This is a genomic window from Vibrio sp. ZOR0018 (assembly GCF_963865925.1).
In the GTDB taxonomy this organism is placed as follows: Bacteria; Pseudomonadota; Gammaproteobacteria; order Enterobacterales; family Vibrionaceae; genus Vibrio; species Vibrio anguillarum.
This window is the reverse complement of sequence record NZ_CAWMCN010000063.1, coordinates 17,788-41,492: the sequence shown is the minus strand read 5'-3', so window position 1 is coordinate 41,492 and position 23,705 is coordinate 17,788. Positions and strand designations below refer to the sequence as shown.

Below are 23,705 nucleotides of genomic sequence, written 5' to 3'. Positions count from 1 at the left end.
CAATGTTTATTTAAAATCCAAATAATTAAGATGAATACATTAAATTATATTGATAACATTTTAAAATAAATTAAAGCCATGATAAATTTTGAGTTTTTATTCTAATTAAACGAAATCGCGAATATTATATTACCTATATTTAAATAAGTAACATTAAGCCAAAAATATAAAAAATGATGATCTTCATCATAAAAATAACGCCCCCAATAGGGGGCTGATTTTATTTTGAGATTGCAGAAGTAGTGCTGGGTAATATCTTAATACTCAGTCGTTTGTCTGCTTGTAAATATTGATTAGCAACATGACGCAGATCATTCATACTCACCTGATTGATGGCATGACGAACCTCCTGCCAACGACTATAGCGATGCGGATAAGTTTGAGTTAGCGATGCGACATCAAGCCAAAATACATTCTTTTCTGGCAGGCTATCTAACCATTGTAGAAGCGGTTGTTTCGCTCGTTGCAACATATCAGCATCAATGCCATGTTCAGCTTTCACTCGAGACAATACCGCATCAAAACTCTCTTCCACTAATTTAAGTTGCGTTGTGTCTGTCACACTGAACAGCCCCAAATAACCAAATCCTGTGGGAAGGAAATCATTGCTGCTAAATGGGTAAGGTGAGTAACTCGCACCAGCCTTTTCTCTCACTTCTTCCGTCAACAAAATACGGAGAACCTCTTCAAGCAGCATCAGTTTTGCGTAGTGTTCGGCATTCACCTTATCGGTCGTTGGCCACAGCCAAGCCAGTGCCGCGGCATTGGCTGAACCTTGATGCTCAACAATATGTGAAGCAGGTAATGGTGGAAACTCAACGCGCTCAACTTGCAGCTCTTTTTCTGGATGACGCGGCAAAGCGCCCAGCGTTTTAGCAACCGATTGAATCGTTTTCTCTTCGTCAAGATCACCCACAATGGCAATTTCTAAAAGGCCTTTATCTACCGCCGAGGCAAACACTGGAACTAATTCTGAAAAATGACGCTTTAACAGTTCCTCGTCATGGCTACGAAATCGTGGGTCGTCAGGGTGCAATAATTCAGGTAACACCGTCCAAAATGCCTCTTCTGGCGTCGTGTTCTGGCTGTTACTCGCTGCCTGTACTCGTTGACGAAATTGGTTCATCCCCTCTTCTCGCCAGCCCGGGCTCGTTAAAAATGCCGTTTGCAGTGCTAACTGTTGGTCAAGCGACGCTTGATTGGTGAAATCCTGACTCGCAAAACCAAGCGTTCCGACATTGAACCCCGTCGTCACATTGGCAGCAGAAAAGAGATGAATTAACTGCTGAAACGAATGCTGCTCTAACCCACCAGCAACAAAGCCATCATTAAACAGTGCCTGAATGCCCTCTTTTCTAGGTAACGGATATTCGCCAAAACCTAATGCAAGATTGAGGTAGATGACGTTTTTCTCTAACTCAGTTGGCTTGATGTTGAGCTTAACGCCATTGGCAAATTTCAACATCCGAATCCCCGTTTCGGGATCTCGCTTGTCGTGAACGAGCGTGCCCGCCTCACCAAATTCACGGTAGGCAAATGCCTCGACCGATGATATTTGATAAGGCTCTACTGGCTGTTTTTGGCTTTGTTCATATACATCGAGTAGCGTTTGATTGATTTTCTCAACCTTGTATGGCCCAGAAAGATAAATCCACGGCTTACCTTGCCAACGTTCTGTAAGCAGGTCGTGCAATCGAGCGGCGGTGATTTGAGGTTGATAAGCTTCAAAAAGAGCAAGCGCGAACGTCGGTTCAGTCGGGACAAATTGCTGAGCATCACTTGTCACTAGGCCTTGCGCAATCGAAAAACTATGCAAGGTATCGCTACTTGCTGCTCTTTGCTGATAATCAGCATGCATTGCCTTGATCGCTTGATCAATTTCGTTCTGATTAAAGCCGTATCGAATCGCTTGTCGCACCGTCTGTTCAAGTAATGTCAGCCCATGCCGCCACTGCTCGGGCAAGGTTACCAGTGACAATTCCATCCGTGATGCGATACCGAAATCTTGTTCAATATGAACAAAAGCATTCGTTATCCCCTCTTGGTCTATCAGATGGGGAAGTAACCGTTGGTAGAGTAAGTTCGACAATATTGATTCAAGGATCATTTCATGGCGACTTTCAACGCTATCTGCTTGTCGCTCTTGTGGTGCAATCACACCAAGCGAAATTTGGGTCGGCAAGCGAGCATCAAAGAAAACATCAGCTTGCAAGTATGTCCTTACTGCAGGCAACATCAAATGGTCAGCCCGTAGCGGTACTGCATCCCGGTGAGGTACCCAGTTAGAAAAAAGTCGTTTGATCTGCTCTTCGGCCTGAGCAACATCAAGGTCTCCCACCACAATGATCGTGGTACGTTCTGGCGTATAAAAACGTTGATAGAGTGAACGTAACTGCTCTGAGCTAGCATGTTTTACTACATCGAGATCACCAATTGGCAAACGTTTTGACAAAGGGCTCCTCGGATATAAGAAGCTCAGCTGTTGACGATAATTCTCAACATCAGCGGAATTTCTCTCTTTCCATTCCGCCACAACAACCGGTTTTTCTTGCTCCAACGCCTTTGGTTCAAGCTTAAGGCGATCCGCAATCTCTCTCATAAGCCACAAACCAGTTGCTACTTTTTGTGAGTCTCCTTGAGCAATATTGAACTCATACACGGTTTGATTGAATTGAGTCACCGCATTGGTATCGGATCCAAAACTTAATCCTAAGCGTTCAAGTTGGCGAATCATCTCCCCTTCGGCTACAGAGTCCGAACCTTTAAACGCCATGTGTTCTAAAAGATGCATCAAGCCTTGTTCTTGATCTGACTCGACTAAAGAACCACCCGCAATGCGCATACGCATAATGACAGCATGAGCAGGTGTCGTGTTATGGACTAATTGGTACCTTAAGCCGTTTTCAAGCTGACCTTCGTGAATGCGATGACTTTTAGGTAACTCCGTCGATAACGAACTGGCCGATATGACAAGCAGCAATAATAAGCTCAATGGGTGAAAAAATAGAATATTACGCAAATTAAGATTCTCAGTATGTATGGAACGACACTCATTCGAATTGAGCGCTTATTATCACCCATTTATTGAATTTATAAATACATCAAGACAATTCCATACAAAACAGTACAATATTTTCAACATCATGCCATAGTGATCAAACGCGTACCACGCCCCCTTGAATATCAGCTTGGCTGGCTTATATTGCTCTACAAAAACTTTGTGCAATAACGTAGCCAAATCACAAGAAAACACAGTATTATCACCCCTTATTCCACATACTTCGTGGAGATCATAAACGGAATAATTATGGAAAATATCGTCGAAAAACTACTCTATTCAGCGCGCTGGATTATGGCCCCTATCTATTTGGGGTTAAGTTTAGTGCTGCTGGCATTAGGCATTAAATTTTTCCAAGAAGTGTTTCATCTGCTACCTAACATCTTGAGCACCGATGAAGTCAGCCTGATTTTAGTGACACTTTCTTTGATTGATATTTCATTGGTTGGTGGGTTGATTGTGATGGTGATGTTTTCAGGCTATGAGAATTTTGTCTCTAAAATTGATATCGCCGAAGAGGATGATAAGCTCGGCTGGCTCGGAAAATTAGACACAGGATCGTTGAAAAATAAGGTTTCGGCATCGATTGTCGCCATCTCCTCAATTCATTTGCTGAAAGTCTTCATGAACACTGAAAATATCGACAGTGAAAAAATCAAGTGGTACTTACTGCTGCACATTACCTTTGTCTTATCGGCCTTTGCGATGGGTTATTTAGATAAAATCACAAAAAAATAGCCGCAAGCCCTGTATACACAGGGCTATTCGTTAACACTATCGATGCCAATGGTAAATAGACTGAGCTTATTTTGAACGGTTGACCAACAGTAACAGCAAGAAATAGCTCCCACCGAGAATCGCCACTAGCGTGCCAGCCGCAATTTGCATCGGATAAACGATCACCTGTCCGAGCCAATCCGCCCACAACATTAATGATGCACCGACTAAACTTGCCACCAACAGTTGGGTTTTACTTTGCTGCGCGCCTAGCATCATCGCCATGTGTGGCGCAATCAAACCCACAAACGACACTGGCCCCATCGTCGCCGTCACCAACGCACATAACAGCGCCACAATGGTCAGTAAAATCAAACTGGTACTTTGCGCATTAACGCCGCGCGCACTGGCAAAACGACGACCAATGGAGATTAAAGTCAGCCAACGCGACAGTGCGATGGTGGCCGCGGCCAGCAACAGCACCAAAACGGCCAGCAACAGCGCTTGGTCAGGCGTAACGCGATAGGTTGAGCCTGCCAACCACTGTAAAATTCGATAGCTGTCTTCTGACCCTTTAGCCAAACAAAATTGCACTAAGGATTCAAGCAGTGCGGTGATGGCTATCCCGGTTAAAATCAAACTCGACGCGGCGTATTGATGGCGCTTACCCAGCACAATTAATGCCGCCAACACCAGCAAACTACCCAACAACGCTGTCACCCAATGAGCGGCTAACAAGCTTTGACCTAAAAAGAGATTGGCAAATACCAACGCAAACGTCGCCCCTGACGAGACCCCTAAAATATCTGGGCTGGCTAACGGGTTGTATATCAAACGTTGCAAAATGCTACCTGCTAGGGCAAGACCAATACCGGCACACAATGCGGTGAGCATGCGCGGCCAGCGTAATGACCACTGATAGCTGCTTGGCAGTGCCAATTGCCAACTGAGTTCGTTCATTTGAAACAACGTATGCAACCCAAGTGCTGCCAGCATCATTAGCAACAGCCCCAATAGTGCGACACGGCTTAATGATGCGCGCGACTGAGGCAGTGAGATAGTCAAGGTATCTTGCGCCTTGAGCTGACGGCGACTAAACCAGATCAATGCGGGCGCGCCAATCGCCGCGGCTGTGATACCGCTGGCGATGACTTGCGTAGTCCATAGGCTCAAGCACATTGCGAGCATATCGGTTAATAAAAGCAGTAACGCGCCAAGCAGTAAGCTCGAATAGAGCTCTTGTTTGGGCGTTCTTGCCCCCATAGCACGGGCGATGTTTGGTGTGAGTAGCCCGATAAAACTGATGACGCCCACCGCTGTAATCGAGGCTGAAACCAACCAAATCCCGAGCACCATTAAGATTAAAAATGTAGGAATGACAGGCAGACCACGAGCCGCAGCACCTTGATGACCTAAACGCAATAACGTCAGAACCCTTGGTGCAAACAGTAAAATCAATAAAGAGACCGATAACCGCGGCAGCAACCACTGCACCCAATCCCAGCCATTTTGCGCCAGATCGCCCGCGCCCCACATGAAGACGTTTTTGGCGTATTGTTCATTGAGTAGAATCAGTGCCGTCGCAATCGCGCCAAGTAGCAGGTTCACCACCATGCCTGCCACAATTAACGGCAAGCCCGTCATGTTACGCACACCAGCAATCACCACGATCAACGCAAATGCGAGCAAAGCACCACTCATTGCCGCCAACGCGCTGTAACTGGCAACTAGGCTTGGAAAACCAATGTTGAGAATAATCAGCGCCAGCCAAGCTCCAGATGAGGTGCCCAGCGTCAATGGTGAAGTGAGGTTATTCTGCGTCAGTTGTTGCATCACACTGCCGACCAAACCCAACATCGCGCCCACCAGCAACGTCATCACCAAACGGGGCAATTGACCATATAGGAAATTGAACTCAGCAAAAGAGCTCGCTTCACGTTGCGCCCACAACAGTTGCCATTGCGTGACTAGATCGACGCCATTACCAATTTGCACACTGAGCATCGCCGCAAGCAGCAGCGCACTACTCAGTGCGAGAAACACTTTTCCGTTCATGACTTAGGCGCAACCTCAAGCAAACTGCGTGTCAGCGCTTCTGCAATGTATTGTAGTGACATCGCACCGCCGTAGTTCCAGACACTCTCAACCGAGTTCACTCGCGCTTGACGCACAAACGGCATCGCTTGCCAAAGCATTGATTTTTCTAGCTGTGCTTGCTGGGCAAATGGCAAGAAATAGAGCACATAACCTTGCTCAACATACTGCAAATCCGTTAACCGATGTTGCACAATCCCCCACTCTTTGGCAGGCTGAGGCAGCGCTTCATGCAAGCCCAATTGCTTCAACACATAATGAGTGGTGGAGTTTTCACCGTAAAGGAACACCGAGGTTGGATTAGCAAAACGCATCGCCACCACCGCGGGTGTTTGATGAGAAAACGCGATGTCAATTTGTGCTCTTAACTGCGCAAAACGTTCCGTCATTGTGGTCAGTTTTTGCTCGGCGAGCGTTTGCTTGTCAAAGAGCTGCGCTAATTGGCGAAAATGGTCAATCGCGACTGCGCCACTGTCATCACTGGCTTGAAAATTAGAGAAATAGAGTACCGGAGCAATGCGCTCTAACGGTGTGATTAAATCTTGCTGCGGCGCAGCAGCGAGAATGAGATCTGGCTTCAGTGCAGCAATTTTTTCCAAATTGGGTTCAACGCGCGTGCCGATATCTTCTACCCCTTGCGGCACTTGCGGTTTGACAACCCAATCTTGATAACTGGCAAGCTCTGGCGCGCCAACCGGTGTGATACCCAGTTCAATCACTTGCTCAAGTAAATCCCAATTGAGCACCACCACACGTTGTGGCCGCTGCTGTAGAGTTTGCTCTCCGCGGCTGTCGTGTACGGTCAATGGCGCGCTAAAAGCGACACTCGAAAAAACAGAGAGTAAGCCAGCAACCAGCCAGCGCTTTACAAGGTTTAAGCACATACAATCGCGACCTTATACGTGTGAGAATCTGAATTGGACATTGGGTGATCCAGCAGTTGGATCGGCGTTTGATAAAGCACCGATAAACGTGCTTCATCGGCCAATAAAGAGGCATCGCCTTCAAAAGCAACCTTGCCCTGCTTGAGCGCGACAATGTGGGTCGCGTAACGTAGCGCAAGGTTCAGATCATGCAAAATGACGATAATTCCGCAGCCTTGTGTCTGGTTTAATTGCGCAAGCAGAGCCATTAACTGATATTGGTGCTGCACATCTAACGCTGAAGTTGGCTCATCTAAAATCAGCACTGGAGACTGCTGCGCCAACAGCATCGCCACCCAAGCGCGTTGCCTTTCACCGCCAGACAATTCATCTGCCAAGGTATAGGCAAATTCAGTGACGCCGGTTTGGGCGATCGCTTGATCGATGATCACTTCATCCTGATTTTGCCAGCGACCAAAAGGACCACGCCACGGAAAACGCCCAAGGCGCACTAACTCTCGTACCGTTAACCCCGCTGAAGTTGGCAATTTTTGTGGTAAAAACGCCACCGCTTTAGCCAGCGCTCTGGCGCTGAGCTCGGCAATCGGCTGCTGGTTAAGTAACACGTCGCCACGGTCAGGTGCTTGCTGACCAGAAATCAAACTCACCAGCGTGGATTTACCAGAGCCATTATGGCCGAGTACCACAGTTAACTCTGTGGTGGGAATATTCAGTGATTCAATGGATAAAATGCTTCGTCCACCGCGTACCACTTGAACATTTGATAAGGTAAACATCACTCTCCCCCAAAAATCGAACCACCTAAAACACACATCCCCGCCGGCGCGGGAATGTTCAAAAACCGTCAAACTCACCTTCAGCGAAGGTGAGTTCATGCTGACTTACCAGCGGTAATTCACGCTTGCCACCATACGGCGTGATTCGCCGTAATAGCAGGTTCCGAAATCACAACCAGCAAGGGACTCGTCATCCAAAATATTATTGAGGTTAACCTGCACATCCCACTGTGTATTGATGGCGTAGCTTGCCATTGCATCCCACAGCATATAAGCAGGCACCTTTTTATCGAGCGAGGCATCCACAGACGTTCCGGTATAACGCACGCCAGAGCCCAACGTCAGCCCCTCAATCCCAAGGCCTGCAAAATCATAGCTCGCCCAACCTGTCGCTAAGTGGCGCGGAATCATCGACTTGCGCTTCTGGCTCGTTCCTTCACCCGTATGAGCATCGAGATAGGTGTAGCTGGCATTCAGCATCAGATTCTCTGTCACAGCCATGCGAGCTTCCACTTCGAACCCTTGCGTATTGATTTTTGTGCCCGATTGACTGGTGGTTAACGCGCCATTGCTGCCGACGGTAGAGGCGGTTGCGTTTTTCTGGTCGATATCAAACCACGCCAGATTGACATAGCCATCGAGCCAGCTTGGCATGTATTTCACACCCACCTCGGTTTGGTTGCTCTCAACGGGTTTGTAGAGTTTGTTGGTGGTGAAATCTAAGCTGCTGATCACATAGAAAGATTCCGAGTAGCTCACATAAGGTGACAAACCGTTATCGGCTAAATAGATCAAACCGCTGTTTAATGACAGTTGGCCATCATCAAGCTCATCTTTATTCAAACCTTTGCTTTCGACGTCAATTTTGTCGTAGCGGCCACCTAAATTCAGCACCCATTTCTGTTGCCACTTCGTTTGATATTGCGCGTACATACCCAGTTGCTGTTTGACAATCTCATTGCCATACAAGCTGCTTGAGAGATCAGGCACATTGCCGTAGGTCGGATTAAGGCTGTTGATCACGCCCACCTGTGAACCAGTGCCATTACCCAGCCATTTATTTTGGTGATACTGAATGTCAAACCCGGTCAGTAAGCGATGTTCAAATTGGCTACTTTGCCATTGTGCTTGGGCGTTGTTATCTAAGGTTACGCTGTGTGCATCGCCATCATTGATCAAGGTATAACGTGCCAATGTGTATGGGTCGCTGTCTTGCCAAGCATTTTGATAGGCCGAAGAGCTTCGTAGGTACAGATCAACATAGGCGTAGTTGAAGTTTTGCTTGAGGCTCCAAGTGTCGTTCAGTTGATGAGAGAGTTGGTAGCCGAACGACAGTTGTGTTTTATCGAAATCATCGTGATCCGGCTCGCCAAAGTTACGGTTAGGCGCAATCGTCTCGCCATTGGGCAGCGCGACTAATGTGCCATCGCTTGGGAAGAAACCGTTTTGTGGCACGCCGTTATCTTTCAAGAAAGTGGCCATCAGCGTTAGCGTGGTTTGATCTGATAAATCGATAGCATAGCTTGGCGCAACATAAACGCGCTGGCTCTCAATGCCATCCAATTCACCCTCTTTTTGATTAACCATCGCCACCAAGCGGTAGCGCTGGCTGCCATCTTGGTTGGCCCAATCGGCAATATCGACACCCAACTGCTGGTAATTTTTATTCCCCACCGACAGAGATACGGAATGCTGCGCGCCATCAGTCGGCTTTTTCTGCACCACGTTGGCAATACCGCCCGGCATGGACTCACCATACAGCACAGAAGATGGGCCTTTCACCAATTCAACTTGCTCTAAACCAAAGGGTTCAACCGTCCAAGCAAAGAAACCTTCTTTATAAAGACGGTTACCATCGAGATAGACACTCGGTTCAAAACCACGCACAAACATCCACTCGGCGTCGTTATCCGCGCCATAAGGTGAGGTGTACCCCGGAGTATAGCGCAATGCTTCATCCAGTTTTTGTACGTTATGCTGGTCGAGTTCATCACGTTCAATGACAGTGACCGACTTTGCGGTTTCTTGTGTCGGGGTATCGACTTTCAATGCCGATGCCGTTACCACGATCGTGTCTAAAACTTGTGGTGGTGTTTGCTCAGCTTGTGCCGTAGCCGAAACCATGAACAGACAAGGTAATGCGCTGATTTTTAATATGTTGTGAATTGCTGTCCCCAGCAAGCTTGGGCGAATGAGATCCATTAAAGGATACCTCCTGCTTTAATTAGTTTGAGAAACGTTTTTATTATCATTATTATTGCCCGTCATTTTACTGATAAATTCAATATTTAACAGATAAAAATAAGAATGAATCTCACTCGCACATCACCATAAGTTGATCACCTATGTTTCAATGGTTTGAAAATCTCACGACGGCGTTTCCTAAAGAAGAGCCGCAACAACCGCCTAACTCCTTATTAGCCTTTTGCCGTCATTACACGCGGGGTTTTGAAGTACCGTTATTGGTCATGTCACTGCTCAGTGCTTGTGTGGCGATTGCCGAAGTCACACTCATTCGCTATATGGGTGAATTGGTTGATATGCTTGGCAGCCAACAACGTGCCACATTCTGGGCTGATCAAAGTGACCGCTTGTGGGTAATGGCCGCGCTGGTGGTGGTCATTATGCCGCTGCTGGCTTTCTTCCACTCCATGATCATGCACCAAACGCTACTGGGTAATTACCCGATGTCGATACGTTGGATGATCCACCGCTACTTACTCAAACAGAGCGTCAGTTTTTTCCAACGCGATTTCGCGGGGCGAATTGCCACCAAAGTGATGCAAAGCTCCCTCGCCGTGCGAGAAACAGTAATGAAACTGGTCGATGTACTGGTTTACATCGCGGTCTACTTCGTCTCGATGATTTGGATGATGGGCGAATCTGACCGCATCTTGATGATCCCGATTCTGATTTGGCTCGTGGCCTACATCATCATTCAATTGTATTTCATTCCCAAGATGAAAAAAGTGGCGACCGATCAAGCCGATGCTCGCTCAACTATGACGGGCAGCATAGTCGACAGTTACACCAACATTGCCACCGTGAAACTGTTTTCCCATTCACAGCGAGAAATGCAGTACGCCAAAAGCAGCATGAAACGGTTTTTGAACACCGTGTACCAACAGATGCGCATGGTGACGTGCCTGTTATGGAGTGTTGACGCCATCAACTATTTACTGCTGTTTTCTATCGCCGCTTTATCAATCAATTTGTGGCTCGATGCCTCAGTGACTGTCGGTGTCATTGCGATTGCGATTAGCATTGCGCTGCGCGTACAAGGCATGTCGAAATGGATCATGTGGGAAGTAAGCGCACTATTTGAAAATATCGGTACTGTGGTGGATGGAATGAATACCTTGTCGCAACCAGTGACCATAACGGATGTAGCCAATGCGCCGCCGCTGCAAGTAACGCAAGGGCAAATCAGCTTCCATAACGTTCACTTTCACTATGGACAAGAAAACACTGTGTTCGAAGCGCTTAACTTTGAGTTAAAAGCGGGCGAAAAAGTGGGGTTAGTGGGTCGTTCGGGCGCGGGAAAATCCACACTGGTTAACTTGCTGCTGCGATTTTACGATTTGAATGGCGGCAAAATCTGCATTGATGGGCAAGATATTTCGCAGGTCAGCCAAGATTCACTGCGCCAACACATTGGTATGATCACGCAAGATACTTCTCTGTTGCACCGCTCAATCCGCGACAACATTCTGTATGGCAACCCAGATGCCGGGGAAGAGGCGCTGATAGAAGCAAGCCGTCAAGCGCATGCTCATGATTTTATCGCGCAGTTGCAGGATGAGAATGGCAACCTTGGCTACGATGTTCAAGTGGGAGAACGCGGTGTCAAACTCTCTGGCGGCCAACGCCAACGCATTGCGATTGCCAGAGTGCTATTAAAAAATGCGCCGATTCTGATCATGGATGAAGCCACCTCGGCCCTAGATTCAGAAGTGGAAGCGGCTATTCAAGAAAATTTTGAAACGCTGATGGAAAACAAAACCGTGATCGCCATTGCGCACCGTTTATCAACCATTGCTGCCATGGATCGCTTAATTGTGCTGGATGAAGGACGAATCATTGAACAAGGCTCACACCAAGAGTTGCTGCAACAACAAGGCGTTTATGCTCAGCTATGGGCGCATCAAACGGGTGGTTTTATAGGCGAACTTGCGTAGTGGATGCTCTTTAGGCCAAATAAAAGGCCTTTAGACACATCCAACAGAGAAAGAAGATGTGCTAAAGGCCGCGCTATTTCACCCAATACCCTCACTTTCGAGTTTAGGTATTTTGCATACCATACATAGGGGGGGGTGAGTTAGCTTAAATCGACATCTTTGCAGCCAAAAAAGTAGGTCGCGAGAAAACCAACAGTGTAGGAAATTAAAAGACCGCCAACAAATACCATCATCCCAGCAAAAATTCCTTGCTCGGAAGTCATCAATGGAATGGCGACAATGCCTGACGGGCCAAACACCGTATTTAATCCTACTGGCAAACCAAGGTAAGAAACTAAGCCGACAAAGAAACCGCCCGCCGCCCCACCAATGCAAGCGGTGACAAACGGTTTAACCCGCGGCAAGGTCACGCCATAAATCAGTGGTTCGCCAATCCCCAAAATACCGGGAATGATCGCCCCTTTCACTTGCGTGCGCAGCAACGCATCTTTATTCGCTTTGAAATAGAGTGCCAGTGACGCACCCACTTGGCCGCCGCCCGCCATCGCCAAAATAGGAAACAGAGAGTTAAACCCTTGTACATCCATCAGCGCAAAATAGACTGGCACAAACCCTTGGTGAATACCAAACACCACCGAAATTAAGAACAAACCCGACAGTAACGCCGCGCCCAACGGGTTATCATTGAGGTTCAAAAACAACCATGACATGCCTTTAAACAGCTCACCACCAATCGGCATGATCACCAAGAAAGTCACCGCGCCCATGATGAGTAACGTCACCACAGAGGTTAAGATCATATCCAAATCATCAGGCATGTATTGGCGCACTTTACGTTCTACTTGCGCGCCCAAAATAGAGGCTAAAAGTACCCCGATGATGTTGCCGCGCGGGTCAATGGCGAAGCCAAAGAATTCACTCATACCCGAGTAGATACCCGTTGTCGCCTCTGGGTTATACCCCAGCACAAACAGCGAAGCTAAAATGGCACCATTAACACCCGAGCCACCGAAAGCTTGCTGCGCGTTATAACCAATTAAAATACTCAAGAAAGCAAATAGCCCTTTACCAAACACTTTCATATAAGTAATGAGATCGAGCATAAACTGGCTAGGCGGTTGATCGATAACGAACATTTGCTCCAGCAAAGTGGCAAAACCAAGCAACAAACCCGCAGCAATGAAACCGGGGATCAGCGGCGTAAAAATGGTCGCAAATTTGCTTAAAAAACGTTGTACGCCGCTGGTCTGTTTACTCTTCATCTGCTTTTTCTGCTCAGCAGCAATCGCGGATAGATCGGCAGTTACGGCCATATCCGTCTCAGTACCGTCACCGTTGGCGATCATCTCATTCATCATATCGGCCGCCGTTTGCGCTTTGCCTGGGCCTAAAATGATCTGCAGTTGTTGGTCACTCTCCACCACGCCCATTACGCCGGGAAGGGTTTTCAGCAGAGCCTGATCGGCCAATGCCGTATTATTTAATGTTAAACGTAAGCGCGTCATGCAGTTGCCACACTTACCGATATTGCCACTACCACCGACTGCACTAAGCAGCTTGGCGATCATATTTGAGGTTATTTTTGCCATTGGGACATCCTTGGATAGATCCAGTCGGGTTATTGATCATTCAGTGCCGCGCGAATAAAACCATTATGCTTGGCCAGTTTTTGCGTCGCTTGCTCGGCGCTTAGCCCCGCAAGAATCATTACAATGGCGGTTTTACAGTGACGATGGCAGGCGCTCAGTGCTTGTTCTGCTTCCTCTTTACTGCAACCAGTCGCTTCGACCACAATGTTATTTTGGCGCTGAATCAACTTAGCGTTGGTCGCCTCGACATCGACCATGAGGTTGCCAAACACTTTACCGCAACGAATCATCGCGCCGCTGGTTAACATGTTAAGCACCAGTTTTTGCGCCGTGCCCGCTTTCATACGTGAAGAGCCCGTGACCACTTCCGCGCCCACCACAGGCACAATGGCAATGTCAGCCGCGTGCTGCATCGCGCAATCTGGGTTGCACACTACTGCCACAACCGTTGCACCCAGTGATTTAGCGTAAGCCATGCCGCCTAGCGCATAGGGTGTGCGACCACTGGCGGCGATACCCACCACCACATCGTTGCGGGTCAAATTAATATTTTTCAGATCGCTTTGCCCAAGCTCAACATTGTCTTCGGCATTTTCAACCGCTTTAAGAATTGCTGGGTGTCCGCCCGCAATAAGCCCAACCACTTGTTTAGGATCAGAGCCGTAGGTGGGTGGGCACTCGCTAGCATCTAAAATCCCCAAGCGACCGGAGGTTCCCGCTCCCATGTAGATCAAACGTCCACCCGCTTGAAATGCCAAGGTAATGGCATCCACCGCTTGCGCTATCTGCGGTAAGGTTTTTTCAACCGCCAACGCGACCAGTTGATCTTCATGGTTAATGACTTGCAGCATCTCTAAGGTGGAAAGGGTGTCAATGTCAGCACTGGCAGGGTTGCGGCTTTCGGTAACCAACTGGGTTAGGTCTAGGTTCATCGTCTATTTCTCGGTTTGAATTCGGAACTGAGGGCGATTCTATGGAATAAAATATTCCATTTTAGTGACAAAAATCACAACAAAGGTTATTCTTTGACCAGCCATTACATGGAATAATGGCCTATAATGCACCGAAATCTTTTAAAGATAATAGAAAAATTCCAGCCAATACAAGACACTATACTAAAGTGTTGTTATTTAAAATCTGGAATAATTTATTCAAAATAATACAAGGATCGCGCATGTCTGTGATGCATAAAATCGTCAGCCGCCGCACTCAACTCTCTCGCAGTGAATTACAAATCGCCGATTGGATCATCGCTCATCCAGAAAAAGCCGCGCTCGCCACCAGCCAAGCACTGGCCAAACACGCAAAAGTCAGCCAATCGAGCATTATCAAATTTACCCAGAAAATTGGCTTTAGGGGCTACAGTGAGTTTAAGTTAGCGCTGGCCGAAGAGCTTGGCCGTAAATTGGCGTTTCAGACCACGCCACTGCACAGCAATATTCTGGCTGACGACCCACTGGCGGTGATCGCACAAAAATTGGTGCAAGCGAAAACAGAGGCGATGTTTCACACCACCAACGCGCTTTCATTTCCCCACTTCAACCAAGCGGTACAGTGGATAAACCTCGCCAGCCGCGTGCAAATTATCGGCATCGGCGGCTCGGCGCTCACCGCAAAAGATTTGGCTTTTAAGCTCCTGAAATTAGGCATCACAGCGCTCACAGAACAAGATAGCCACGTACAAATCGCCACCGCACGCACGCTAGGTGCGCAAGATGTTCAAATTGTGATTTCATTTTCAGGAGAGAGAAAAGAGATTTTGATTGCCGCCGAAGCGGCCAAGCAGCAAGGAGCAAGCGTTATCGCGCTCACCTCTCCGAAGAAAAATCGATTACGTGAATTAGCCGATCTCTCTTTTGATACGATTGCCGATGAAAATGAACATCGCAGCTCATCCATCGCCTCTCGCACCGCGCAGAATGTTCTAACCGACCTGTTGTTTATTACTCTTGTACAGCAAAGAGACGAGTCGGCGCGTCAATTGATCCAAGACATTTCATCTGATATTCGTCAAATCTTTTAACGGAATTAATCGCTCTCTTCAATGCAGTGCATGCGATGAAAAACGCGATGAATGATCGGTGCAAATAGGGTAGCCAATGAAACGAAAAAGACCGTTTCGATAAATAAGCTGTAAAAGGCTAAAAAGAGATGCAAGCTCGGCGCAAGATGCAGATTGATTATTGGGTAGGGAAGCTCGAGACCACTGACCATCGAAAGCGCATTCAACCACGCTTGCGCCGCTGGGAGATCAGCTAGGTAGACAAAACCCACCACTCCGGGAATGAGGCCAGTCAACAGCAGTAACGCAGCGATCGCCGCATAGCGTAAGCAGCGCCATGTAAAACGCTCAACGGAGATAACTTCTTGATGAATCGACTCAAATTTCACGCCAGCCTCCTTGATGTTTGCCTCATCATAAGCAATGGCGGCTTAATAATGAAGGACCAAAAGGCGGATATGCAGAGTTGATCTATACGCTTAGAAACCTCGCGCTAATAATTGCGCGAGAAACGCCAACTCTTCTTGGCTCTCTTTGATGGCAAGTGCTTCAAGCCAAACCGACTCGCTGTAATGCTCGGCTTTGAGAAAAAGTAAGCAACCTTCAAAATCAATCAACCATGAGTGAATGTCCGCATCCCACTGTTTTTCTATCACTGTAGCCGAAAGCTGCTTGACCAAACGCTCGCCTAGTGCAGGAAAAGTATCGACATCAAAACGCGGTGTACTCAGGACGAGTCGCCCTTCATCTTGTAAATTGTGTGCTAAACCGAACTCAGCCATGGTGGGTTAAGTGCTCCTGAATCAGGTCTAAAAATGGGTCGGCGTATTTTTCAAGCTTGCGTTGCCCAACGCCGTTAACGGCCAACATTTCTCCGTACGAAGTGGGCAATATTTCCGCCATATCAATTAGGGTCGCATCGCTAAAGACCACGTAAGGCGGCAGGCCATCTTCATCAGCAATCGATTTACGCAATTTACGCAATTTGGCAAACAGTGGTTTGTCGTAGTTTTTGTTGGATAACTTATCTGATTTCGCCGCACGAGCGGCTGTGTCTAAGCGTGGAATAGCTAACTCTAATGGCATTTCTCCACGCAGCAGCGGTCGCGCCTCTTCCGTCAACTGCAAGGTCGAATTGCGAGTAATGTTTTGCTGCAACAACCCTTTATGGATCAACTGACGGAAAATACTCACCCAATAATCATGGCTATGATCGCGACCAATGCCGTAAGTAGTGAGCTTGTCGTGGCCATTTTCACGAATACGGATATTTTGCATACCGCGCATCACTTCCACCACATAACCAATACCGAAACTTTGGTTGACGCGATAAACGCACGATAACGCTTTTTGCGCCTCTTGCGTGGCATCGAAATGCTTGGGGGGATCAAGGCAGATATCGCAGTTGCCGCAAGGTTTGTCTCGATATTCACCAAAATAATTGAGCAACACTTGGCGGCGACAAGTTTGTGCTTCAGCAAAAGCGCTCATCGCGCCCAACTTATGGCTTTCCACCTGCTTTTGTGGCCCTTCCGGCTTCTCATCTAACATTCGACGCAGCCAACTGATGTCGGCCGGATCATAGAGCATCATCGCTTCGGCTGGCAAACCGTCTCGCCCTGCGCGCCCGGTCTCTTGATAGTAAGATTCGATGTTGCGCGGAATATCAAAATGCACCACAAAACGCACGTTGGGTTTATTAATCCCCATTCCAAATGCGACGGTAGCAACTACTATCTGAATGTCATCACGCTGAAATGCTTCTTGCACATAAGCGCGCTCATCGGCGTCCATACCCGCATGGTAACTGGCTGCTCGTAAATGGTTGTTGCACAGTTTTTCTGTCAGCATTTCTACTTTTTTGCGACTGCCACAGTAAATGATGCCGCAATGTCCTCTTTGCGTATCAAGATAGCGGATCACCTGTGAAACCGGTTTGTGCTTTTCGACCAAGGTATAGCGGATATTAGGGCGATCAAAGCTGCCCAGATAGACATGCGGTTCTTGCAACTGCAAACGGTGCAAAATATCCACGCGCGTGGCGTCATCGGCCGTTGCCGTCAGTGCCATAAAAGGCACGTGTGAAAAATGCTGTTTAAGTTGGCCTAACGCCGCATACTCAGGGCGAAAATCGTGCCCCCATTGAGAAATACAGTGTGCTTCATCCACGGCAATCATCGCCAATGGCAACTGCTGCAAGCGTTCGATGAAATCGGACATCAAAACACGCTCAGGCGACGCGTAAATCAGCTTCAGTTGCCCCGCGTTCATTCGGTTATACACCGACATCAGCATCTCACGTGACATACTTGAATTAATACACTCAGCCGCGACACCGTTGGCTTTGAGCTGATCCACTTGGTCTTTCATCAACGAAATGAGCGGCGAGATGACTAAAGTGATGCCCTCTTTGACTAACGCAGGGATCTGATAACAGAGCGATTTCCCCCCACCCGTTGGCATGATAACTAAGCTATCTTGCCCCGCTAACGAAGCGTCAATCACCTCTTGCTGGCCGACACGAAACGACTGATAACCGAACACAGTCTGTAAAATACTGTGCGGTGTATCAGGTTGAGGATCGGTTTGTTGAGCCATTAACGTTGCGGTCATGAAATTTCCAAGGGTGAACAAAAGGGGTAGAGCAACCGCTATACCGCAAAGCGTCTTATTGTAGTGGGGTTCGATGGTGAATAAAACCGCAAAATGTAGCGGTAAAGCGAATCACTTGATTCTCGGCCATTATTCGCCACTCAAACTCCCGAGTAGGCGGTCGATTAACAAAGCTGCAACTTACTTGAGGAACAGTATATACTGTCGAATCGTTTCGCTGGCTCAGCACTTCACTCCTTTGAGAATTCATCATGACCGCAGAAGAACAACAACGCTCCAGACAAGGCGTTTTACTCGCTATTGGTGCTTACACTATGTGGGGCATCGCACCGATCTATTTTAAAGCAATCAACAATGTTCCTGCACTTGAGATCCTCACTCACCGCGTAGTGTGGTCGTTTTTCTTGTTAGCAGCACTACTTCATTTTGGCCGCAACTGGCGTAGTGTACGCAGTGTGATTACTCATAAATCAAAGATGATCTATCTAATGACCACCGCTTGTCTGGTTGCGGTGAACTGGTTAATTTTCATCTGGGCGATCAATGCTAATCATATGTTAGATGCCAGTTTAGGCTATTACATTAACCCACTGCTCAATGTGGTGCTCGGCATGCTTTTTCTTGGTGAGCGATTACGCAAACTGCAGTGGGTCGCGGTAGCGCTAGCCACCATTGGTGTGGCCATTCAGTTAATTGTGTTTGGTTCGATTCCTGTGGTCGCCATCGCTTTGGCGACCACTTTTGGCTTGTATGGCTTACTGCGTAAAAAAGTGGCGGTTGATGCCCAAACAGGTTTGTTTATCGAAACCTTGGTAATGTTACCCGCGGCGTTGATTTATCTGTTGTTTATCGCCAGCTCGCCAACTTCAGATATGGCGCTCAATCCGCTTAACCTCAACCTACTGCTGATCGCAGCTGGCGTCATCACGACCTTGCCTTTGCTTTGTTTCACAGGAGCAGCAACGCGTTTAAAACTTTCAACGCTGGGTTTCTTCCAATACATCGGCCCAAGCTTGATGTTTTTGCTCGCTGTCTTGGTTTACGGTGAAGCCTTCTCTAGTGATAAAGCCATTACTTTTGCCTTTATTTGGGCTGCATTGTTGCTGTTCAGTTTTGATGGTTTAAAAACAGGCCGAACCGCGCGACGCGCTCAACGGGCATCCGTTTAATTAGGATTGTTTATTCCCCTCGTTCGTCAAAGCGTTCGAGGGCTCTGTGATCATTTTTTACAAGACAGTGGCGACATGGCTGGCTAAGCTTGCATTATTCAACCCTAAATTTTGGTCTCTATGGATAAAGTGAGCTACAGCCAAACGGCCTATCCTGCGATCGGTCTGATTGATGCAGACTATCGTCAGTTTGCGTTTGATCGCCACTACCATCTTGATATTCATATTGGCCTTATCACTCAAGGAACACAGCGCTTCTACCACCAAGGCGCTTGGCATCAGGTACAACGGGGCGGCGTAGTTCTGATGTCGCCAGATGAACTGCACGATGGGCAAGCGCACAATGACTCTGGCTACCAAGTGCAAGTGTTTGCTATTGAGCCCACTTGGCTACAGCAAACCTTAGAAGCCAAGCAGATTGAACAAGTGCTGGGTTTTGAGCAGTTAATAGTCGATGACGCGCCACTTTTTTGCTCACTGCTGCAACTTCATCACACCATGAAGCAGGATAAGCTCAGTCAACTCGCTAAAGATTGCTTACCCTACCAAGGGTTCACACCTTTACTTGAACGCTATAGCCACTTGAAACTGCCGGAGGTTAAACCGCTTGGCCAGCGCAACCTCGCCACGCTGAAAGAGTGGGTACTCAGTCAACTCGACCAACCAATCCGCCTTGAACAACTCGCTCAGCTTTGCCAGCTTTCACCCACTCAGTTTCAGCGCCATTTCAAGGCGCAAACGGGCATCACACCTTATGCGTGGTTATTGCGTTTACGTTTAGAGCAAGCGATGAAATTGTTGAAAACCGGCACCTCTAGCACTGAAGTCGCCTATCAAGTCGGTTTTTATGATCAAGCCCATTTCAGTAAGGCGTTCAAAGCAACCTTTGGCCTGCCCCCCTCCGCCATCAATCGCACACTTTACTAACCAAACTGTCAGAAATTTACAAGGCAAGTGCGTTTTCTCCACGCATACTCACCGTAAAACATGAGGAGAATACATGAACGAACTTTCCATATTGGCCACATTGGCTGGCGTACATTTTATGGCATTATTAAGCCCCGGCCCAGATGTGGCACTGGTGGTACAAAATGCCACCCGTTACGGTCGCAGAACCGGAGTTTTTATTGCGCTAGGGTTATCATGTGGCATTGTCATTCACTCATTGCTTAGCCTCACAGGGATAAGCTATTTGGTGCATCAACAACCCGCACTGTTTGCGATGGTGCAACTGGCCGGCGGGGGGTATTTATTCTATTTAGGCTTGGGCGCACTCAAATCCATCTACGCCACCTGGCGATCGCCACAAGCTGTCGGAGTCAACAATGAGCGCTACAAGCTGATCGAAAATCAACGCCAAGCCTTTTCCCGCGGTTTTATCACCAATATTTTTAATCCAAAAGCTTTGGTCTTTTTTATCAGCTTAATGTCGAGTTTAGTGCCTGTGGGGATGTCCTTTTCAGGTAAAGGTATCGCCTTGCTGATTCTTTGGGGGCTCTCTTTTATGTGGTTCTCAACCTTGGCGTGGATGCTCTCCACCGCCCGCCTACAAAAACGTTTGCAATCACTCACTGTGTATATTGATGCGGTATGTGGCATCATTTTTACGCTCATCGGTGGACTTATTTTATTGCAAGCGCTGCTTAGCCTTAGCCATTGATGCAGCGATTCGCGCCCATTTTTGTGCGAGATCTCTTACAAACGAGTGAGCAAATATCGCTTTTTGAGTAGGAAAATCAACACCAAAAAACCTAACCAATTGATTTTAAATAAAATAATAACCAGCTAGAGAAACCCTTTGCGAAAAAAGCGTTTCTCTAGCATTGCCGATAAATTAGAGATGGGTAATATGAACCTTGTCGGAAGGATTCTGACACGGAACAGGAAAGCACCACGGATTGGTCATCTTCAGGATGAAGAGACGACTGCTCAGGATGAATGGTCGGCACGGAAAGCAAATTGGACATTGAATGGACGCAATAGTAGCTAGGATGGTTACTACTAAGGAAAGACAATGGACACCTCTGGACGAGGCAAGGACTGAACATCAGGATGATGTAAAGGACACCGCTCAAGGAACAAGTGAAGCGCGCTAACGTGGATGGTTAGCAGACTAGGAAGTCACCAAGGACACCGCTAGGAAGGCGAAGAACGGATTAAGCTGACGGAATTCAGCCACTATCATGGATTTGATGCATGGAGCACTTTCGTAGCTGGATTGCTGCAAGTAAGACTATAACCCCGCAGGGCGCAAGCCCTCGGGGTTTTTCTTTTGGATCGGATAAGTAGATGAGTTATCCAGCTTTCATATCTTGAACGGCTAGGTTAGGTATTTGGTTTAAACAACGCCATAAACACCCCTCCTGGCCTCCCCCTCAAAGAGGGAGGAGAACAATCCAACCATCTCAGCAAAGAAAAGTACCCTTTCTTTGTACAAGGAAGATCATAGTTTCTCTAGCTTGGCATAAGCAGTCACTAGCCATTTAATGCCTTCACCGTTAAAAGCGACTTGCACTCGACTTTGCGGGCCACTACCTTCGAAATTAATGATGGTGCCTTCACCAAAAATAGGGTGTTTCACGCGTGCGCCCAAGCTAAAGCCCGTCTCGTTAAAGTTCTCTTTGACCGCTGTTTGACTAAAACGCCCGGCACTGCTTGGTCGGCTCACTTGCGCTTTCATACGCACTTCATCAAGGCAGTTTTCTGGCAGCTCACGGATAAAGCGTGACGGCTTATGGTATTTATCCTGACCGTATAAACGGCGAATTTCAGCGTAAGTAATGTAGAGCTTTTGCATGGCGCGCGTCATTCCGACGTAACACAAACGGCGCTCCTCTTCCAATCGCCCCGCTTCTTCGGCCGACATTTGGCTAGGGAACATGCCCTCTTCAACGCCAACCATAAACACCAACGGGAACTCTAACCCTTTCGCGCTGTGCAGTGTCATTAACTGTACGGCATCATCAAATTCGTCAGCCTGCCCTTCGCCCGCTTCCAGCGCTGCGTGGGTTAAAAAGGCCGTCAACATGCTCATCTCATCCGCTTCTTCTGGCTTTTCAAATTGGCGTGTTGCGGTGACTAGTTCTTCCAAGTTTTCAATTCTGGCTTTGGACTTTTCACCCTTTTCAAGCTGATACATCTCAAACAAGCCAGAGGTTTTGATTACATGGTCGGTTTGACTGTGTAACGGCATCTCAGCGCTATCATCTTCAAGGGCATTGACCAGTTCAATAAACCGGCTTAATGCGCTTGCCGCACGTCCTGTGAGCACTTTTTCTTCCAACAGTACAAGGCTCGCTTGCCACAAGGTACAGCCGCGATCTCGCGCCGCAAAACGAATGGTTTCCAGCGTTTTATCACCCAAGCCACGCGGTGGCGTATTTACGACTCGCTCAAAGGCCGAATCATCATTGCGGTTAGACATCAAACGCAAGTAACTTAACGCATCTTTGATCTCTTGGCGCTCGAAGAAGCGCATGCCGCCGTAGATGCGATAGGGCAAGCCTGCTTGAATCAAGGCTTCTTCCAAAACACGAGATTGGGCGTTATTGCGATAAAGCATCGCACAATCCTCTAATGCGCCACCTTTATCTCGCCACTCTTTGATTTTATTGACGGTAAAACGCGCCTCATCAAGATCGTTGTAGGCCGAATAGATAGAAATTGGCTCGCCTTCGCTGCCATCTGTCCAGAGCTCTTTACCCATTCGCTCGGTGTTGTTCGCGATCAGTGCGTTCGAGGCTTGCAAAATGGTTTTGGTTGAACGGTAGTTTTGCTCTAAACGAATGGTATTAACGCTCGGAAATTCCTGCGTGAATTTTTCGAGGTTTTCAATTTTGGCACCACGCCAGCCATAAATGGACTGATCATCATCACCGACGATCATCACGTGGCAATCGCGCCCAGCCATCATGCGCAGCCACGCGTATTGGATGTTATTGGTGTCTTGAAATTCGTCGACCAAGATGTGTTTAAAGCGCGCTTGATAATGTTCACGAATGTGCTGCTTATCACGCAACATCTCGTGGCAACGCAGCAAAATTTCGGCAAAATCAACCAAACCTGCGCGATCGCACGCCTCTTGGTACGCGGAATAAAGCTGCAAATAGGTTTGAGTCACGGGATCGCGGTACGCATCGATGTGCTTCGGACGAAGACCTTCATCTTTTTTACCGTTAATCCACCAGCACACCTGGCGCGTAGGCCACTGCTTCTCATCTAGGTTTTGTGCTTTGATTAAGCGACGCAGCAAACGCAGTTGATCTTCAGAATCGAGGATCTGAAAATCCTCAGGCAGGCGAGCGTCAAGATAGTGAGCGCGTAAAATACGGTGGCAAATACCGTGGAAGGTACCATTCCACATGCCCGATGCACTGCCCATCATCAACTCTTCAATTCGGCCACGCATTTCCGCCGCCGCTTTGTTGGTAAAAGTCACCGACATGACTGAAAAAGGCGAGGCGTTTTCAACCGAGATAAGCCAAGCAATGCGATGCACCAATACTCGGGTTTTACCACTCCCCGCTCCGGCAAGCACCAGCAAGTTTTCTAAAGGCGCGGCAACCGCTTCGCGCTGTTTATCGTTGAGACCGTCGAGTAAGAGAGAAGGATCCATCATGGCTAAG

Annotated in this window: 17 protein-coding genes; 6 read left to right on the top strand and 11 right to left on the bottom strand. The window is 47.8% G+C overall.

Going from position 1 to position 23,705, the window contains the following annotated elements:
- Positions 1 to 220 precede the first annotated feature (220 nt).
- Positions 221 to 3,019, bottom strand: a complete 2,799-nt coding sequence (locus tag AACR75_RS02390; RefSeq protein ID WP_047688487.1) for a M16 family metallopeptidase — start codon at positions 3,017 to 3,019, stop codon at positions 221 to 223.
- A gap of 288 nt (positions 3,020 to 3,307) precedes the next feature.
- Between AACR75_RS02390 and AACR75_RS02385 the strand changes: the two genes are divergently transcribed.
- On the top strand, positions 3,308 to 3,796 hold the full coding sequence (locus AACR75_RS02385; RefSeq protein ID WP_017045929.1) for a TIGR00645 family protein: 489 nt from the start codon (positions 3,308 to 3,310) through the stop codon (positions 3,794 to 3,796).
- A gap of 66 nt (positions 3,797 to 3,862) precedes the next feature.
- On the opposite strand, the gene fhuB is transcribed toward AACR75_RS02385, so the two are convergent.
- The 4 genes from fhuB to AACR75_RS02365 form a co-directional block, all read right to left on the bottom strand.
- On the bottom strand, positions 3,863 to 5,830 hold the full coding sequence (gene fhuB / locus AACR75_RS02380; RefSeq protein WP_047688484.1) for a Fe(3+)-hydroxamate ABC transporter permease FhuB: 1,968 nt from the start codon (positions 5,828 to 5,830) through the stop codon (positions 3,863 to 3,865).
- Positions 5,827 to 6,753 (bottom strand): iron-siderophore ABC transporter substrate-binding protein, encoded by a 927-nt coding sequence (locus AACR75_RS02375; protein ID WP_047688482.1) that lies wholly within the window; start codon positions 6,751 to 6,753, stop codon positions 5,827 to 5,829. Before AACR75_RS02375 ends, fhuB begins: the two co-directional genes overlap by 4 nt.
- Complete coding sequence (locus AACR75_RS02370) at positions 6,744 to 7,529, bottom strand: ABC transporter ATP-binding protein (RefSeq protein ID WP_047688480.1); 786 nt, start codon at positions 7,527 to 7,529, stop codon at positions 6,744 to 6,746. Before AACR75_RS02370 ends, AACR75_RS02375 begins: the two co-directional genes overlap by 10 nt.
- Positions 7,530 to 7,634: 105 nt before the next feature.
- A complete protein-coding gene (locus tag AACR75_RS02365) occupies positions 7,635 to 9,731 on the bottom strand; it encodes a TonB-dependent siderophore receptor (protein ID WP_047688478.1) in 2,097 nt (698 codons plus the stop codon).
- A 143-nt stretch (positions 9,732 to 9,874) separates the two neighbouring features.
- On the opposite strand from AACR75_RS02365, the gene AACR75_RS02360 reads away from it, so the two are divergent.
- The gene (locus AACR75_RS02360; RefSeq protein ID WP_017045934.1) at positions 9,875 to 11,707 is read left to right on the top strand and encodes an ABC transporter ATP-binding protein; all 1,833 of its coding nucleotides are present in this window, start codon (positions 9,875 to 9,877) and stop codon (positions 11,705 to 11,707) included.
- Positions 11,708 to 11,847: 140 nt separating this feature from the next.
- Here the strand turns inward: AACR75_RS02360 and murP are convergent, their stop codons facing one another.
- Both murP and murQ read right to left on the bottom strand, forming a co-directional pair.
- Complete coding sequence (gene murP / locus AACR75_RS02355; protein ID WP_047688476.1) at positions 11,848 to 13,296, bottom strand: PTS N-acetylmuramic acid transporter subunit IIBC; 1,449 nt, start codon at positions 13,294 to 13,296, stop codon at positions 11,848 to 11,850.
- A 29-nt stretch (positions 13,297 to 13,325) separates the two neighbouring features.
- On the bottom strand, positions 13,326 to 14,228 hold the full coding sequence (gene murQ / locus AACR75_RS02350; RefSeq protein WP_047688473.1) for an N-acetylmuramic acid 6-phosphate etherase: 903 nt from the start codon (positions 14,226 to 14,228) through the stop codon (positions 13,326 to 13,328).
- A 242-nt stretch (positions 14,229 to 14,470) separates the two neighbouring features.
- Between murQ and AACR75_RS02345 the strand changes: the two genes are divergently transcribed.
- Positions 14,471 to 15,319 (top strand): MurR/RpiR family transcriptional regulator, encoded by an 849-nt coding sequence (locus tag AACR75_RS02345; protein ID WP_047688471.1) that lies wholly within the window; start codon positions 14,471 to 14,473, stop codon positions 15,317 to 15,319.
- Between the two features lie 5 nt (positions 15,320 to 15,324).
- Here the strand turns inward: AACR75_RS02345 and AACR75_RS02340 are convergent, their stop codons facing one another.
- The 3 genes from AACR75_RS02340 to recQ all read right to left on the bottom strand — a co-directional run bounded on the left by AACR75_RS02340 (position 15,325) and on the right by recQ (position 17,911).
- Positions 15,325 to 15,687, bottom strand: a complete 363-nt coding sequence (locus AACR75_RS02340) for a hypothetical protein (protein ID WP_017043038.1) — start codon at positions 15,685 to 15,687, stop codon at positions 15,325 to 15,327.
- A gap of 90 nt (positions 15,688 to 15,777) precedes the next feature.
- A complete protein-coding gene (locus tag AACR75_RS02335) occupies positions 15,778 to 16,080 on the bottom strand; it encodes a DUF3630 family protein (RefSeq protein ID WP_013855693.1) in 303 nt (100 codons plus the stop codon).
- Positions 16,073 to 17,911, bottom strand: coding sequence for an ATP-dependent DNA helicase RecQ (gene recQ / locus AACR75_RS02330; RefSeq protein ID WP_047688469.1), 1,839 nt, complete (start codon positions 17,909 to 17,911; stop codon positions 16,073 to 16,075). The genes AACR75_RS02335 and recQ overlap by 8 nt, the downstream gene beginning before the upstream one ends.
- Before the next feature lie 251 nt (positions 17,912 to 18,162).
- On the opposite strand from recQ, the gene rarD reads away from it, so the two are divergent.
- The 3 genes from rarD (at position 18,163) to AACR75_RS02315 (ending at position 20,740) form a co-directional block, all read left to right on the top strand.
- The gene (rarD, locus tag AACR75_RS02325; protein WP_013855691.1) at positions 18,163 to 19,080 is read left to right on the top strand and encodes an EamA family transporter RarD; all 918 of its coding nucleotides are present in this window, start codon (positions 18,163 to 18,165) and stop codon (positions 19,078 to 19,080) included.
- Between the two features lie 120 nt (positions 19,081 to 19,200).
- Positions 19,201 to 20,007 carry an AraC family transcriptional regulator gene (locus tag AACR75_RS02320; RefSeq protein ID WP_197056788.1) on the top strand — a complete coding sequence of 269 codons (807 nt, stop codon included), beginning with the start codon at positions 19,201 to 19,203 and terminating at the stop codon, positions 20,005 to 20,007.
- Positions 20,008 to 20,080: 73 nt separating this feature from the next.
- Positions 20,081 to 20,740 carry a LysE family translocator gene (locus AACR75_RS02315; protein WP_047688465.1) on the top strand — a complete coding sequence of 220 codons (660 nt, stop codon included), beginning with the start codon at positions 20,081 to 20,083 and terminating at the stop codon, positions 20,738 to 20,740.
- A 783-nt stretch (positions 20,741 to 21,523) separates the two neighbouring features.
- On the opposite strand, the gene uvrD is transcribed toward AACR75_RS02315, so the two are convergent.
- The gene (uvrD, locus tag AACR75_RS02310; protein ID WP_013855687.1) at positions 21,524 to 23,698 is read right to left on the bottom strand and encodes a DNA helicase II; all 2,175 of its coding nucleotides are present in this window, start codon (positions 23,696 to 23,698) and stop codon (positions 21,524 to 21,526) included.
- Between the last annotated feature and the right edge of the window lie 7 nt (positions 23,699 to 23,705).

Excerpts from the sequence above, each read along its gene's own strand:
- AACR75_RS02385 (WP_017045929.1), top strand. The coding sequence starts at position 3,308 with ATGGAAAATATCGTCGAAAAACTACTCTATTCAGCGCGCTGGATTATG.
- fhuB (WP_047688484.1), bottom strand. The coding sequence starts at position 5,830 with ATGAACGGAAAAGTGTTTCTCGCACTGAGTAGTGCGCTGCTGCTTGCG.
- AACR75_RS02375 (WP_047688482.1), bottom strand. The coding sequence starts at position 6,753 with ATGTGCTTAAACCTTGTAAAGCGCTGGCTGGTTGCTGGCTTACTCTCT.
- AACR75_RS02370 (WP_047688480.1), bottom strand. The coding sequence starts at position 7,529 with ATGTTTACCTTATCAAATGTTCAAGTGGTACGCGGTGGACGAAGCATT.
- AACR75_RS02365 (WP_047688478.1), bottom strand. The coding sequence starts at position 9,731 with ATGGATCTCATTCGCCCAAGCTTGCTGGGGACAGCAATTCACAACATA.
- AACR75_RS02360 (WP_017045934.1), top strand. The coding sequence starts at position 9,875 with ATGTTTCAATGGTTTGAAAATCTCACGACGGCGTTTCCTAAAGAAGAG.
- murP (WP_047688476.1), bottom strand. The coding sequence starts at position 13,296 with ATGGCAAAAATAACCTCAAATATGATCGCCAAGCTGCTTAGTGCAGTC.
- murQ (WP_047688473.1), bottom strand. The coding sequence starts at position 14,228 with ATGAACCTAGACCTAACCCAGTTGGTTACCGAAAGCCGCAACCCTGCC.
- AACR75_RS02345 (WP_047688471.1), top strand. The coding sequence starts at position 14,471 with ATGTCTGTGATGCATAAAATCGTCAGCCGCCGCACTCAACTCTCTCGC.
- AACR75_RS02335 (WP_013855693.1), bottom strand. The coding sequence starts at position 16,080 with ATGGCTGAGTTCGGTTTAGCACACAATTTACAAGATGAAGGGCGACTC.
- recQ (WP_047688469.1), bottom strand. The coding sequence starts at position 17,911 with ATGACCGCAACGTTAATGGCTCAACAAACCGATCCTCAACCTGATACA.
- rarD (WP_013855691.1), top strand. The coding sequence starts at position 18,163 with ATGACCGCAGAAGAACAACAACGCTCCAGACAAGGCGTTTTACTCGCT.
- AACR75_RS02320 (WP_197056788.1), top strand. The coding sequence starts at position 19,201 with ATGGATAAAGTGAGCTACAGCCAAACGGCCTATCCTGCGATCGGTCTG.
- AACR75_RS02315 (WP_047688465.1), top strand. The coding sequence starts at position 20,081 with ATGAACGAACTTTCCATATTGGCCACATTGGCTGGCGTACATTTTATG.
- uvrD (WP_013855687.1), bottom strand. The coding sequence starts at position 23,698 with ATGATGGATCCTTCTCTCTTACTCGACGGTCTCAACGATAAACAGCGC.